Origin of the sequence: Clostridium sp. OS1-26 (assembly GCF_030915445.1) — a bacterium.
GTDB lineage: Bacteria > Bacillota > Clostridia > Clostridiales > Clostridiaceae > Clostridium_AM.
In genome coordinates, this window is record NZ_CP133264.1 from 2,926,668 (window position 1) to 2,941,306 (window position 14,639).

The 14,639-nt window shown below is 33.8% G+C and carries 15 protein-coding genes; 8 read left to right on the forward strand and 7 right to left on the reverse strand.

Annotated features, from left to right (window positions below; translation table 11 throughout):
- Nucleotides 1-182: 182 nt before the first annotated feature.
- Nucleotides 183-674: a Csac_0668 family 2Fe-2S cluster-binding (seleno)protein gene (locus RCG18_RS29070; protein ID WP_374119107.1), complete on the forward strand. Its 492-nt coding sequence runs from the start codon at nt 183-185 to the stop codon at nt 672-674.
- Nucleotides 675-738: 64 nt separating this feature from the next.
- Nucleotides 739-1,800, forward strand: a complete 1,062-nt coding sequence (locus RCG18_RS14295; RefSeq protein WP_308041920.1) for a M28 family peptidase — start codon at nt 739-741, stop codon at nt 1,798-1,800.
- A gap of 53 nt (nt 1,801-1,853) precedes the next feature.
- On the opposite strand, the gene RCG18_RS14300 is transcribed toward RCG18_RS14295, so the two are convergent.
- From RCG18_RS14300 to RCG18_RS14320, 5 genes are all read right to left on the reverse strand, one after another.
- Complete coding sequence (locus RCG18_RS14300; RefSeq protein ID WP_308041921.1) at nt 1,854-2,048, reverse strand: hypothetical protein; 195 nt, start codon at nt 2,046-2,048, stop codon at nt 1,854-1,856.
- A 68-nt stretch (nt 2,049-2,116) separates the two neighbouring features.
- Complete coding sequence (locus tag RCG18_RS14305) at nt 2,117-2,791, reverse strand: cadmium resistance transporter (RefSeq protein WP_308041922.1); 675 nt, start codon at nt 2,789-2,791, stop codon at nt 2,117-2,119.
- Nucleotides 2,792-2,877: 86 nt separating this feature from the next.
- Entirely contained in the window at nt 2,878-3,882 is a 1,005-nt protein-coding gene (locus RCG18_RS14310; protein ID WP_308041923.1) for a sodium:calcium antiporter, read from the reverse strand.
- Between the two features lie 325 nt (nt 3,883-4,207).
- A complete protein-coding gene (locus RCG18_RS14315) occupies nt 4,208-4,822 on the reverse strand; it encodes a manganese efflux pump (RefSeq protein ID WP_308041924.1) in 615 nt (204 codons plus the stop codon).
- A 648-nt stretch (nt 4,823-5,470) separates the two neighbouring features.
- The gene (locus RCG18_RS14320; RefSeq protein WP_308041925.1) at nt 5,471-6,925 is read right to left on the reverse strand and encodes an MFS transporter; all 1,455 of its coding nucleotides are present in this window, start codon (nt 6,923-6,925) and stop codon (nt 5,471-5,473) included.
- A 131-nt stretch (nt 6,926-7,056) separates the two neighbouring features.
- Between RCG18_RS14320 and RCG18_RS14325 the strand changes: the two genes are divergently transcribed.
- Nucleotides 7,057-7,875, forward strand: coding sequence for a helix-turn-helix transcriptional regulator (locus RCG18_RS14325; RefSeq protein ID WP_308041926.1), 819 nt, complete (start codon nt 7,057-7,059; stop codon nt 7,873-7,875).
- Nucleotides 7,876-8,004: 129 nt separating this feature from the next.
- On the opposite strand, the gene RCG18_RS14330 is transcribed toward RCG18_RS14325, so the two are convergent.
- Nucleotides 8,005-8,418 (reverse strand): nucleoside-triphosphatase, encoded by a 414-nt coding sequence (locus tag RCG18_RS14330; protein WP_308042033.1) that lies wholly within the window; start codon nt 8,416-8,418, stop codon nt 8,005-8,007.
- The gene (locus RCG18_RS14335) at nt 8,385-8,543 is read right to left on the reverse strand and encodes a nucleoside-triphosphatase (protein ID WP_308041927.1); all 159 of its coding nucleotides are present in this window, start codon (nt 8,541-8,543) and stop codon (nt 8,385-8,387) included. The genes RCG18_RS14330 and RCG18_RS14335 overlap by 34 nt, the downstream gene beginning before the upstream one ends.
- Before the next feature lie 364 nt (nt 8,544-8,907).
- Between RCG18_RS14335 and RCG18_RS14340 the strand changes: the two genes are divergently transcribed.
- The 5 genes from RCG18_RS14340 (at nt 8,908) to RCG18_RS14360 (ending at nt 14,556) form a co-directional block, all read left to right on the forward strand.
- Nucleotides 8,908-10,380 (forward strand): nitrogenase component 1, encoded by a 1,473-nt coding sequence (locus RCG18_RS14340; RefSeq protein ID WP_308041928.1) that lies wholly within the window; start codon nt 8,908-8,910, stop codon nt 10,378-10,380.
- Between the two features lie 58 nt (nt 10,381-10,438).
- Nucleotides 10,439-11,767 (forward strand): nitrogenase component 1, encoded by a 1,329-nt coding sequence (locus RCG18_RS14345; RefSeq protein WP_308042034.1) that lies wholly within the window; start codon nt 10,439-10,441, stop codon nt 11,765-11,767.
- Between the two features lie 197 nt (nt 11,768-11,964).
- The gene (gene nifH / locus RCG18_RS14350; protein WP_308041929.1) at nt 11,965-12,819 is read left to right on the forward strand and encodes a nitrogenase iron protein; all 855 of its coding nucleotides are present in this window, start codon (nt 11,965-11,967) and stop codon (nt 12,817-12,819) included.
- Nucleotides 12,820-12,899: 80 nt separating this feature from the next.
- Nucleotides 12,900-13,763, forward strand: a complete 864-nt coding sequence (locus RCG18_RS14355) for a radical SAM protein (protein ID WP_308036733.1) — start codon at nt 12,900-12,902, stop codon at nt 13,761-13,763.
- Between the two features lie 112 nt (nt 13,764-13,875).
- Nucleotides 13,876-14,556 carry a response regulator transcription factor gene (locus RCG18_RS14360; RefSeq protein ID WP_308036734.1) on the forward strand — a complete coding sequence of 227 codons (681 nt, stop codon included), beginning with the start codon at nt 13,876-13,878 and terminating at the stop codon, nt 14,554-14,556.
- Nucleotides 14,557-14,639: the final 83 nt, after the last annotated feature.

Sequence of the window (14,639 nt, forward strand, 5' to 3'; positions counted from 1 at the left end):
TCTTAATTCAGATGGGGATTCTTTTACCCCATTTGAATTTTAGAGATGCGAATGCATGACTTACTTGGCGTTGAACTCCCACTTGAAGAAGTGGGAGACTTACGGCAAGTTGGTTAGGTTAAAAAGAGGGACGTACTTTAAGAATATTATGTCCTAATATCCTAATTTTGGAGGTGTAAAAGATGAAAAACAAAGATATAAAAATGTCTTGTTGAGCAAACAAAGAAAATTTTGTTGGTTCAGCAGAAGAACTTTCTATATGTCCTGTATGTAACGGAGATACTAAAGAAGTAAAAGGAATAACTGTTAGGCATTTTATACTTGATAGCCTTGTAAATAAAGTGAGTGAGGCTAATTATCATATTTGCCTAAATGAAGATTGTGATGTTGTTTATTATAATTTAGGTGGGAACGTAATATTTGAAAAACGAGATATGAAAATTCCTATTTGGTATAAAAAAGACGCTAATCCTAAATATATATGTTACTGCAATCAAGTAACGGAAGAACAAATTATTAATGCAGTACTTAATGATGGAGCAAAAGATATGAAAGATATTGTTAGGCTTACAGGAGCAATGAAGGATGGGAAGTGTGAAATTAACAATCCTTTAGGTAAATGTTGTAGTCCTATTATTAAAGAAACTATCAACAAAGCATTGAACATGAAATAGTACGTTATATTTTAAAACTGTGTCATAAGAGTAAGGAACCCTTATAGAATAATTATCGAACAATTTGAATAAGCATATAAAGAATTGTAGATACAAAATTATTGGGGGGATTACTATTAAAAATATATTAAAATTAGGTGCTATTTTTGCTATAACTATAACTTTTACGTCCTGTTCTTATACTTCAAGCATTAAGCAATCTATTCAAGGTGATGAACAAGCAGCAAAATCAACACAGGTTCAAACTCCTGTAAAAGTTCCGAATACTAAAGAAATTGTGAACACCTTATGCTCAGATGAATTTCAGGGAAGGCTAACTGGTTCAAAGGGAAACGAAAAAGCTGGGGAGTACATTGCCAAGATGTTTAAAGATATAGGACTAGATCCTCTATTTGGGAATACCTACTATGAAAAGTATTCTCAAAAGATTGCTAGCACTTATCGAGATGATGAAAAGAACGCTAAAACTAAGACTGTCAACAATGTTGTTGGGGTTATAAGAGGTAAGGATAGTAAAAATGCAGTAATAATATCAGCTCATTTTGACCATTTAGGATATGTTAATGGAAAGATTAATAGAGGAGCATTAGATAATGCTTCTGGTGTATCAGCTTTGATACAGATAGCACATATATTAAAAGAAAAATCAAAGAATAAACCTTTTAATATGGATATAGTTCTATGTGCCTTTAATGGAGAAGAAGAATTTATGGAAGGAAGTCGAGCTTTTGTACAGGATATCAAATCTAAGCACTTATATAGTAGTAATTTATACAACATTAACATTGATTGTATAGGCGCTAAAAATGCAGGTAAAAACCTTGCGCTGCATAATGAAAGCAGATTATCTGAGAAACTATATGACGCTGTAGAGTCTACCTTTAAAAAGAATAATATTAGCTTTGCAGACTCTAAAATAGAAGGTTTAAGTGACCATTGCAGTTTTCAAGCTGAAGGCATACCTAATATTTTTATAGTGCAAGAAAGTATAGAAAAATTAGCTAATAAGCCTACAGATACTCCAGATATTTTAGACTATGACCAAATAGATAAAATTGCAAATGCTATATGTGATTTTGTAGAGGCAAATGATGGAGTAGAGTTTTCGAATTGGAGAAGTAACTAAAATAACTGTGTATAAAGAAAGAACAGTCACAATGGATTCTGTATTTAAGAATATTATAGCTTTTGCCTTTTATGCTTAAACCAAAGTATTATAAATATAACAATAAATGCAAAAGAGATTACTATTGTTATTACCTTGTATATATTTATACCTATTTCTATTGCTGACAGCACACTGGTAATAAATATGGCAAAACATAATATTCCTAGTCTAATAATTATTTTATAATATGCTGGATTGCTATTCATTGTTAGACTCTCCTTTCTATATTATATTTCGCCATAGCCTATTGCTCTATTGAGCAGTAAGAACACTATCACTTAAGTAACGATAATGTATTACATTTTATTATGATATATACTCCTAATAAAATCAGCACAAATGGAAAACATGATTTTCCATACTTCTTAAATATAATACCTGTAAGTTTATTATTCGCAAAGAAAATTACTATCTCGCACCAAACAGCAACCATGATTAAAAACATGACAATAGTAAATATAAGTTCACTTAAATTAAGTGAAGCAAATAATGGTACATAAATACCTAAATTATCTCCTCCATTTGAGAATGTAACCATTGCAACAAAGGAAATCTTTGAATTTACTATCTTTTTTATAATATTTGTAGTACTATTTTTTTGCTCATCAATATTTTCAATAGTAATTGCATTAGATGTATTGATAGAAATTATATTATCATCAATATATCTTTTTCTATTTTTAACATACCTAACTATATGCTTACTTCCAATCATAATAGGCAGAACACCAAGAATTCCAACCCACTGCATAGGAAGCAGCATTTTAAAAATATATCCAATACAACTAACTGCAATTATAATAAGCATACCTATGTATTGTCCTATTATAACTGTTTTCTTACTGTAGGAATTATCAGAAAAAAAAGCAGCTAATACAAAAAAATCATCTATATTGGTACTTATAAATGCTATTATTGCAATACCTAATAACGTTATAATCTGTTCCATTACAGCCCCCAAAAACATTAGTTAAAATATACTATGATAAATTTAAAAATAATGTTACTTATCTTAAAAGAGGTAATGCATACATGTTAAAATGCATTACCTTCTATTAATAAAAATCCTATAATAAAAACAACATATAAAAGAGCATTTAAAGATAGCTTTTTAGCTGACAAACAACTTATTTTTAAAGTTATCCATATAGTTATAATAGCCCCAAAGGTCACTATAGCGGCAAACATTAGCGACTTATCAAGGATCCATGGAGTGAAAATGATACCTAATGCACTTGGGACTGTGGCTTGAATCATCATAGAACCACTAATGTTTGCAATTGCTAAATTTTCTTTACCTTGTTTTACCCATATAAATACATTTAATATTTCAGGCAGCTCTGTAGCAATTGGACTTAATAGTAAAGCAACTAAATGGGGTGGCATTCCCAGGGAAATGCTTAGGGCATCCAAATTATGCACAAATAATTGTGAAGCAATAAATATAAAAATCAGTGACAGGATAGTTTGAGATAGAATTAATGATTTCTTAGGATTTATGCTTTTAGAACTAAATCTCAACGGCTCAAGTTCTTCTGTTACTTCTACTGCATCTACACTCATTTCTTTATAAAAATAAATTGCATAAGCTATTAAAAATAAAAATCCTAACCATGGCTTAATAGCAAAAGTAAGAAGTCCTAGTCCTATCTTGAATATAAAAATAAACATAAACCAAATCTGATCTCTTGCTAATTTTTTTACATTGACATTAATACAGCTTCCTATTTTTCTTCTACCACTAAAAATGATTATACAAATACCAATAACAGAATATCCTATTGTACTTAATACAAGAGGTCCTCCTAAGGCTGCACCAACTCCAATGTCTTTTTGACTTGCGTTTATGCCAAAAACTACAGCTATGAAAGTTACAATGCTTTCAGGCAAAGCTGTACCGAAAGCTGCAAGCACGGAACCTACTGCACTTTGAGAAATATTAAATGCTTTACCTACCCATTCAATTCCGTTTACAAACAGTTTGCAGCTAAAATAAATTAATAGTGCTGAAACAATCATAATTAAAACTGTTATAATCATACTTGTCCTCCTTCAAAAAAATAAAAAGACTTTTAGCGTATTTTAAATACGCTAAAAGTCTCGTTTCACATTTTTGCGGATATTGCCAGGTTTTTAACCAATATGTTGACAATATCTATTAAACTACTCCCTTTTAGGTGAATTATTTTTATCAATATATTCCTTATGATAATCATTATAGCATAGCATTAGGTTAAAGTAAATATTTTACTCTAATAAGAATAAATGTAATTTAAATTTAAGTATAATATTATATTCTCAGCTGCAAAATATATTGCAATTACTACTGATAATTATTGATAAAATAACTTAAAAACAAGAAATATTAATTAAGGAATTCAACTATACCAAGTATTATTAGCAATACGCCTGAAATTAATGGTGCATATTTACCAAATAGTTTACCCAATACATGGTTACCTACAGCTTCACCAAGTATAATTGTAAGTATGCTTAATATAAATGTAAATATCACTGTAAATTGAATACTAACTCCAGTTATACTGGCTGCTACACCAGTTCCTAGGTTGTTAAAGGTTAATCCTAATGCTACAATGAGAGCTTCCTTTATATTTATATCACCGGAGTTATCTAAATCTGATTTTTCAGCATACTCAATCATATCAGTAATGTCTTTTAAAGCAAGTTCTTTTGATTTTTTATTATTTATAAGTTTTATTATGCTTTGGCTTACAAAATACACTCCCAATATAATAATAGCTCCAGCACCTAATGCATTTGCTACAGCATGAGGTAAGAATTTTGATATATAAACTCCAAGTGACATAGACAAAAATGTTCCTGTAGATGTTATAGCTGCTATTATAAAATTTGAAATTATTCCTATTTTTATTTTCTTTATTCCATAAGCGATACCTACAACTACATTATCTAAGTTAGATGATAAACTAAACAATAATGCAGATAAAATTAATGCCATATATGATCTCCTTTTTTCATTCTTTCCGTTTTAGTATATGACTTCTAAATTTTAGTGTGATTAAGAACTCAATAAAATTAAGATTTGGTTGCGAATTTTATGCCTATATTTAACCATTACGAACAATTTTTAGCCATTTTAAGGCATCTTCCAAAGGGCAGTTGTCCTAAATGTCGTTTTAATGATAAGCTTGCCTGTTAATGTAGTATAGATGCTTGTCATAAAAAAGAAAAACCAAGATATTAATATAACAAAGATTATATAAATAAGGATTTAAGTTAAAAAATTATAGTGAAGCATTCTTACTTTTTTCGTATTCAACATATAGATAATTCATTTAAATCAAGATGATATCTGCCTTATCAAGCCAAGTCACTATAAAGAAGCGGCTGATCATTCTTTACAGCATACAGAATACACATAAAATACCCTCCAAACTCATAGGTTTGGAGGGTTGCGGTAATTATCAATTAGGTACGGAGATATATCTGCCAAACTCACTTTTTTTATTTAGCGAGATTGATTTCTACTGTTAGCCAAGATAGAAAATGGTTCAATGACAACCATTTTAACAAGACTAACTATTGTTTTGACACATTCCAAGCAGAAATATATTTGAAATAATTATACGTTCTAGAAAGATAAAAATTATTTACTATGCACTTCATCTGGATTCCGCTTAAGAAGTAAAGATAAAACTGCAAACGTTGCGCTTACCACTCCCGCAACTAAAAACGCTGCGTGATAACCTGCCATTTGTCTAACAGCAGTCGTATTATAATAAATGCTTTCTTGCCCAGTGGTGACGGCTTGAGACAACGTGACTAAAATGGCAACTCCCAAAGCACCACCTAGTTGGCGAGCAGTGTTTTGAAGTCCCGACACAATCCCGGATTCTTCTTGTGGAACACCAGCTAGTACTGCTTGGATTGCTGTCATTAACATAAATCCGATTCCAGAACCGACTAAAAGAGTCGGTAAAAGGAACTGTGTAACGTATTGAGGATTGACCGGTAACCAATTTAGCCATACAAATCCAACTGCTGCTGTTATCCCACCCCAAAATGGCAATCGGGTAAAGCCTGCTTCGCGAATATAGCGGGATGAAATAGAAGCTACAGCCATGACACTAGCCATTGGCAGCATAGCAAGCCCTGTTTGTAATACACCATATTGACTTACCTGCTGTAATGTTTGTGACAGAAAGAATATATTGGCTGTTAGAATTGCACCTAATCCCAAAATCATTACTACCCCAATTTTCACATTTCGATGGCGAAAGACTGTCAGGCGCAATAACGGTTGCTGTACGCGAGATTCCACAACTCCAAACACTATAAACAATATAATTGATGTACAAATAGACATCGAAACCATCGGAGAATTCCATCCAGCACTTGTACTTTGTGTGATTCCAAAAATGAATAAGGTCGTGGCAAAAGTAATTAATAGTGCTCCAGGGATATCTAATTTTATATTGGTGTTGTTTTGGGATGGACGTATCATACTAACGGCAACAATCATACTCAAAGTAATACCGATAGGAATGTTAACAAACATAACCCAGCGCCAGTTTAAAAAGTGAGTAATAAACCCGCCAAAAACTGTTCCAAACGCAGAAGCCATAGAAGATGAAGCCGCCCATAAAGCTACAGCGTGGTCTTGATTTTTCCCTCTTGGATGAGCAGCAACAATTACTGCGAAGGTGGATGTTGCAAGAACAGCCCCACCTAAACCCTGTGCTGCACGTGCAAGCATCAACATCTGTCCGTTCATAGAAAAACCGCCAACCAAACTTGCACCTGTAAACAAAATAAGGCCTATCTGCAATATGTTTTTTCTGCCAAAGAGATCACTTGCTCGGGCAGCTAACATCATAAATCCGCCCAACGTCAAAAGATAAAGATCAATAATCCACTGCTGTCCAATCACTGATAAATTGAGATCGGTCGCAATACTTGGAAGTGCCACATTGACAATAGCACTATCCATCACAACCATAAAAGCACATAAGCAAGCAACTGCTGTGGCTACATTTGGCGATACTCCAGACCGTAGCAATACCGGCTTTAGATGTACTGAAGATTTAGAAACAGAATTCATACAATTTCCTCCAAACTTTTTATTTTAGTTTACTTTTCACAAAATATATTATAAAATAATTTAAGAAGAAACGATAACGATATTTGGACATAATATATCGAATATTGGCCAAAAGAAATGGGGTATAGAATATGTCTTCCTCTTCTATAGATATCAGCGACTGGTTAGATGGTCCACCTCTTGTAGCATTGTGGAGCAGCAATGATCCCAACCAACAATTTGAACTCGGCTCCCGTGAATATGGATGGCACAGTCATTTACGTGGCCAAATGTTTTGTGTGGAAAACGGATTGATACAGGTACATACTGAACATGGTTCTTGGATACTTCCACCTCATCGCGCTGGTTGGATTCCTCCATGTATCCGTCACAAGGTAAGTGTAAGCGGTGTATTGAGTGGCTGGAGCGTTTTACTTGTACCTGAGATATGCAAAGAACTTCCTGAACAGCCCCGGGTATTCGGCATAAGTAGCCTTATGTCCTCCCTTGTAGAAAGGGCATCAACGTGGTCTTTACAAGATCAGCTCAATGAAGTGCAGGATCGAGTAGTAGGCGTTCTTTTAGATGAAATCAAGCAAGCTCCCCAGCAGTTATTGTATTTACCGTTGCCAACTGACTCTGGATTATTAAAAATTGCAAGGGAAATTATTTCGCATCCAGAAGATACCCGTACACTGGACCAGTGGGCGAAATGGGGGGCGTTATCACCGCGCACTCTGCGTCGGATGATATTGCAGGAAACTGGATTAACCTTTGCTCAATGGCGACAACAGGCAAGGTTGACACATGCCCTTGAAATGCTTGCTCGCGGTGAATCAATAAGTGATATTGCTGATGCACTGGGCTATGCAACTCCCAGCGGTTTTATTGAAATGTTCCATCGTGCGTTTGGAGATTCTCCTGCGCGTTATTTTTCAATAAATTCTAATCAAAACAAAAAGCATAATTGACAAATTAAAAAAGCCTACGGTATTTTAACAACGACCGTAGGCTTTTTGATTGTAATAAAATTAGTTTATGTATCCATAACATAAATGTTAGAGCTTTCTAAACACAACATTACCATAAATATTGAAAGTTTAGAAGACTTTATTACTGTAAGTTTTGTCATCATTGATATTTTGAAGTAGTTCAAGAATTTCATCTTTCATAAGATTTCTATTATCTTCATCTATTTTTACTACATAAACATCATTTCTGCTTTTAATTTTATTGATAAAGTCTGTATTGCACTCTTTTAAAACTCCTAAGACTGGTTTGTTACTGTCAAGTATTTTATAAATAGTCTCTTTGAATAATTCGGAGCCTTCTTCAAGAAAACCTAATTCATCAAGAACTATGAGATCTCTATAATAAAGACTTTTCAATAAGATGGTTTCCGATATAATATTAAAATTTTCTATAAGCGGATATGAGGATTTTTTCTTAATATCATGACTTCCGATAATGTAAATATCATTTAAATCATATAAAGATATAACATTAAAAAGTATAGTTCTTCACCACGCAACTTCTCTTGAACAAAGCCGCCTATAGAACAATCTACCTCTTCTATAATTTTTTTCAATAATGTAGATTTTCCTACTCCTCTTTTACCAGTTATAAAAATATTTTTCATAAATTTTAAGTATCCTTTCTTTTATTTTTCAGTTAAATTTTATAATAATATTCCATTTAAAGTAAACCTATAGTGTTCAAAAAAATATGTGTAGTTAGTGAGCACTGTTAGAAAATTTAACAAACCAAATCATATAGGAGTATTAGGCTGAAAGTTAACTTTCGGACTTATAAACTTTTGGTTGTATATGGATAAATTTAAGTTGTTTTTCAAAGATAAATATATGTTATACAATTTATCTGTACACATATGAGAAAATTGAAGTTTTACTGGTCTTTTTATGCCTTAAGTTATATCGTTAAAGCTTAATTTTATATTTAAACTTTATCAACAGTAGTTAGGGAACTTAAAAGGAGGAATATAATTGACCATTAATATAAAATCACCTGAAGTTGAAATCAGGGAAGCAAGGTTAGGTTCAAGCAACGGGTTCATTGGAACTGCCAAGGAGTTATGTCATAAATCTAAGAGAAATAAGTGCTGTCATAGAAATCGTTCCTTTAGTCAATGTCTCGAATGCAGCTCCAGCAGGGCATTATCCATGCTTGTAATGATACGGGATGCCGCAGTAATAAATCATGGACCACTAGGATGCAGTGCAGATTTTGCTGAATTTAACTTTACTAATAGAGCAGAGCAAATAAGAAGAAATTTACCTTTAAAAAATGTTAAATTACTAAGCACAAACCTCCAGGAGAAAGACATGGTTTATGGAGGAGAAACTAAGTTAAAAGAGGCCATAAGAGATGCTTATGTAAGATTTAGACCAAGGGCAATATTTGTAACAGCTTCCTGTGCATCCGGCATTATTGGAGATGATGTGTCAGGTATAACCGATGAACTAGAAAAAGAACTAGGCATTCCAGTAGTATACGTTTCTTGCGAAGGCTTTAAATCGCAAATATGGGCAACAGGTTTTGATTCTGCTTTTCATGCCATTGTTAGAAAAATAGTTAAACCACCTATTAAGAAGAAAAAAGACTTAATTAATATTATAAATTTTTGGGGCAGTGATGTATTTACTGATTTATTTGCAAGAATAGGTCTTAGACCGAATTATATTGTACCCTTTACCACCATTGATCAGCTAAAGAGAATATCTGAAGCAGCTGCTACAGTTCAAGTTTGTTCCACCTTAGGAACCTATCTAGCCGCAGCCCTGGAACAAGAATATGGAGTTCCAGAGGTCAAATCACCACCACCTTATGGTCTTAAAGGTACAGATGAATTTCTAATAGAGCTTGGTAGGTTAACTGGTAAGAAGAAAGAGGTTGAAATACTTATAGAAAAAGAAAGAGAAAGAATTGCAGAGGAGCTTGAAGAGATAAAAGATAAATTAAAAGGGAAAAGAGTTTATGTATCCGCTGGTGCGGCTCATGGTCATAGTTTATTAGCACTGCTTAGTGATCTCGAAATGGAGGTTGTTGGAGCAGGAATATTTCATCATGATCATTGCTATGACAATGGAGATGAGAGAAGTGATGCCTTGAAACATGTAGTTGAAACTTATGGAGATATTAAAAATTTCAGTGTATGCAATAAGCAAGTCTTCGAATTGGTGAATGTGCTAAATAAGTTAAAACCAGACCTATTAGTTGTAAGGCATGGAGGCTTGGCAGTTTGGGGAATTAAGCTCGGGATACCAACTTTGTTAGTAGGAGATGAACAATTTGGTATAGGCTATCAAGGAATTATTAACTATGGCAAGAAGATTTTAGACGTTCTTTCAACTAAGGACTTTGTAGATAACATTGCAGCTCATTCAGAACTTCCATACACCAATTGGTGGCTAAGGCAAAATCCGTATAGGTTTTTAGGGAGGGGACAACATGAATAATAACGATTTACAGCTTATAGAGAAATGGAATTCCACTTTAATATGGTGGAGAAATAAAATAAGTAATGTTGTTGAACAACCGAGACATTATTGTGCCTTAGGAGCCCAACAAACAGTAGTAGCAATTAATAAAGCTATTCCAATACTGCATTCAGGTCCAGGCTGTGGATATAAACTCTTTCGTGGATTAAGTATTACGTCAGGATACCAGGGAGGAGGCTGTACTGGGGGAAGCGCTATTCCTTGTACTAACTCATCGGAAAGAGAAGTGGTATTTGGTGGAGAAGATCGATTAAGAGAAGTAATAGATGGAACGTTAAAAGTCTTGAAAGGGGACTTATTTGTTGTCTTAACGGGATGTACCGCTGATATAGTTGGTGATGATGTAGGACAGGTAGTTAAAGAATATCAGAACAAAGGGATACCAATAGTTTTTGCAGAAACTGGAGGATTTAAAGGAACTAATTATAAAGGTCATGAGTTAGTAACTGAAGCTATTATAAATCAATTTATCGGTGATGTTGAAGTTGAAAAAGAAAAGGGATTAGTAAACCTTTGGTCGGTGATTCCATACCAAGATAGTTTTTGGAGTGGAAACTTGAGAGAAATAAAACATTTGTTAGAGGGAATAGGATTAAAGGTAAATACACTCTTTGGACCGGAGTCTGAAGGAGTTAAAGAGTGGAAGAAAATTCCTAATGCAGAATTTAATTTAGTCCTGTCTCCTTGGGTAGGATTAAAAACTGCTCAGTTACTGGAAAGTAAATATGGGACACCATATTTACATTATCCAGTTTTGCCTATAGGGGGAAATGAAACCAGTAAATTTCTAAGGCAAGTTGGAGAATTTGCAAAGCTAGACAAAGAAAAGGTTGAAAGCTTTGTTCAAAATGAAGAAAGGAAATTTTACTATTACATTGAAAGAGCAGTGGATTTCTTCACTGAATTTCGCTTTGACATAGCAGATAGATTTTTTAATATAAATGATTCTTTTTATGCACTTGGGGTTAGTAAGTTTCTATTAAATGAGCTTGGTATTCTGCCAGGAGATCAATATATCACAGAGGATATACCAGAAGAATATAGAGAAATTATAATAAAGGAATTTAAGCATTTATCTAAAAGAATCTCAGCTAAGGTTATATTTGAAACTGATGGAGGAAAGATAGCCCATATGCTGAGAGAATACCATTATGATGGACATAAACCCTTATTCTTGGGAAGCTCTTGGGATATAGATATAGCAAATCAGTTAAAGGGATTTTGGCTGAATATATCTTTGCCAGTTATGCACAGGCTGGTTTTAGATAGAAGCTATGTTGGATACAGTGGAGGTCTTAGGCTGGCAGAAGATATATATGACAATATTTTGTCATCATATAAATAGAGTTCTTGACATCAAGTGGAATTTTAACTCCATCGGATGAAGTGTAAACTTGAATCAGATGGGGTTTCAAACCCCACCTGATTCTTAGTTGAACGAATCCAGGGACTTAGCCGCTCTTTACTCCCTCTTTGAGAAGAGGGAGTATTAGAGCGGGTAGTCATCGGATAAATAGCAGGTTTGCAATAGGGGGGAATGAAATGGCCAAGAAAGTCAAGGGAATTGCAATATATGGCAAGGGTGGAATAGGTAAATCTACAACAACTTCTAATATAAGTGCAGCATTAACTAAAATGGGATATAAGGTTATGCAGTTTGGTTGTGATCCTAAAAGTGACTCAACAAATACGCTGAGAGAGGGTACGTATATCCCAACGGTTTTAGATACATTGCGTGAAAAAAACAAAGTGAATGCACTTGATGTAATTTTTCAGGGCTTTAATGGAGTTTACTGCGTGGAGTCAGGTGGGCCAGCACCTGGAGTCGGCTGTGCAGGTAGAGGTATTATTACAGCGGTGCAGCTTTTCAAACAACAAAAAGTATTTGAAGAGTTGGATTTAGATTATGTAATATACGATGTCCTAGGAGATGTTGTATGCGGCGGTTTTGCAGTTCCAATAAGAGAGGGAATAGCAGAGCATGTATTTACAGTATCATCTTCGGATTTTATGTCTATATATGCATCAAATAATTTATTTAAAGGCATTAAAAAATACTCTAATTCTGGTGGAGCATTACTTGGGGGCATTATAGCAAATTCTATTAATAAACCTTATGACAGAGATATAATAGATGATTTTGCTAGTAAAACAAATACTCAGATAATGGAATATGTGCCAAGGTCAGTTACCGTTACACATAGTGAGCTTCAAGGCAAGACTACTATTGAGGTTGCACCGGATTCAGAGCAGGCTAAAATTTATACTGCATTAGCAGAGAAAATAGCTAGACATACTGAGTCAAAAGTGCCTTCTCCTCTTGACATTCAAGAGCTAAGAGCCTGGGGGAAGCAGTGGGCTGATTCTCTGCTTAAGGAATCTTCAAAAAATAGCTAGTCAGTATGTTAGTACATTTAGTTTGTTATTTTCTTTCAGATGCATAAACAAGAGAGATAGTAGGACAAGGAGAAAATATTATGATAAATCATCTTTCTAAGCTTCATCCCTGTTTAGGAGGGGAAGCTCATTTAAATTTTGGGAGAATTCATCTTCCTGTAAGTTCTAGCTGTAATATTCAATGCAGGTTCTGTAAAAGAGAATATAACAATAATGAGGAGAGGCCTGGCGTTTCAAAGGGAATATTAGCTCCAAAGGATGCTGTAGAAACAGTAAAAAAAGCTTTAGAGATTTGCCCTCAAATAACTGTAGTAGGCATAGCTGGCCCTGGCGATACACTAGCGACCACTGAAGCTATTAAGACATTTAGACTTATTGATGAGGCCTATCCTGAACTTATAAAATGCCTTAGCACCAATGGACTTTTGCTTTATAGATATGCTAAGGAAATTTATGATGCAGGAGTAAGAACTGTGACTGTAACTATAAATGCTGTTGATCCATGCATTCAAAGTAAAATTATATCCCACATAATATATGACGGGAAGAAATACTATGGCGAAGAAGCAGCCACAATTCTTATAGCTAATCAGCTGAAGGGTATAGATGAAATGAACAGACTTGGAGTTATGGTAAAGGTAAATTCCGTATTAACTCCAGATATCAATGATGATCATATAGAAGAAATAGCTAAAACCATTAAAGCACATGGAGCAGCTTTATATAACATCATACCACTGATACCTCAACATGAATTAAGTCATATTCCTGCTCCTACCTGCGAACAATTGAATAAAGCAAGAGAAATAGCTGAAAAGCATATTGAGATATTTAGACATTGCAAACACTGCCGTGCAGATGCATGTGGAATACCTGGCAGGGAAGATCTTTCGAATAAGCTCTATGGAACATATAAATATCTTGAAACCTTCTCTCATGGCTAATAATAGAAAGCAGACACTTACAGTTAATCTAAAATAAAGTGTATAATGGAAATGAAATACAAAATAATTAGATAGGCAAAGATTAGATTGAATGAAGCAAGTAGGTGTTAAAATGTATAAATTACTGATTGTAGAAGATGAAATTGATATTAGAAATTTAATAGAAGAAACTATGAAGAAAAGGGGATACGTGACTTTTACAGCTGGAGATGGCTATGAGGCATTAAAAATATTAAAGGATAAAGAAGTAGATATTATTGTTTCTGATATTATGATGCCACATTTAGATGGTCTAAATCTAGTCCGAGAAATAAGAAAGACAAGTAGTATTCCTGTTATTTTCTTATCAGCAAGAGATGATGATGTGGACAAGATATGGGGGCTTGGCATAGGTGCAGATGATTATGTAGTGAAACCTGTTAATATAAATGAACTAGCAGCAAGAATTGAGGCACAGCTTAGAAGAAATAAGGTATACGATGCAACATCAAGTAGCTCACCTGCAATACTTTCCATAGGGTGTTTTGAAATGGACGAAGAAAAGTGTCAGTTAAAGATGAATGGCAAAGAAGTAAAACTTTTGGCAAAGGAGTTTAAATTAATGGCTTATTTCTTAAAGAATCCTGATAAAGTGTTTACGAAAAAGCAACTTTACAAAGAAGTTTGGAATGATGAATACTGTTTCGATGATAACACGATTACAGTTACCATTAGTAGGCTTAGGAGTAAAATCGAAAACGGAGACAAAAAATATATCCATACTATAAGAGGACTTGGATATAAATTTGCTTAATTTAAAAATAAATTTAATGTTCATGTAAGGTTTGTTTAATTTGTATGAAAACAACATTTGATAAGATAGCATTATCAAATGTT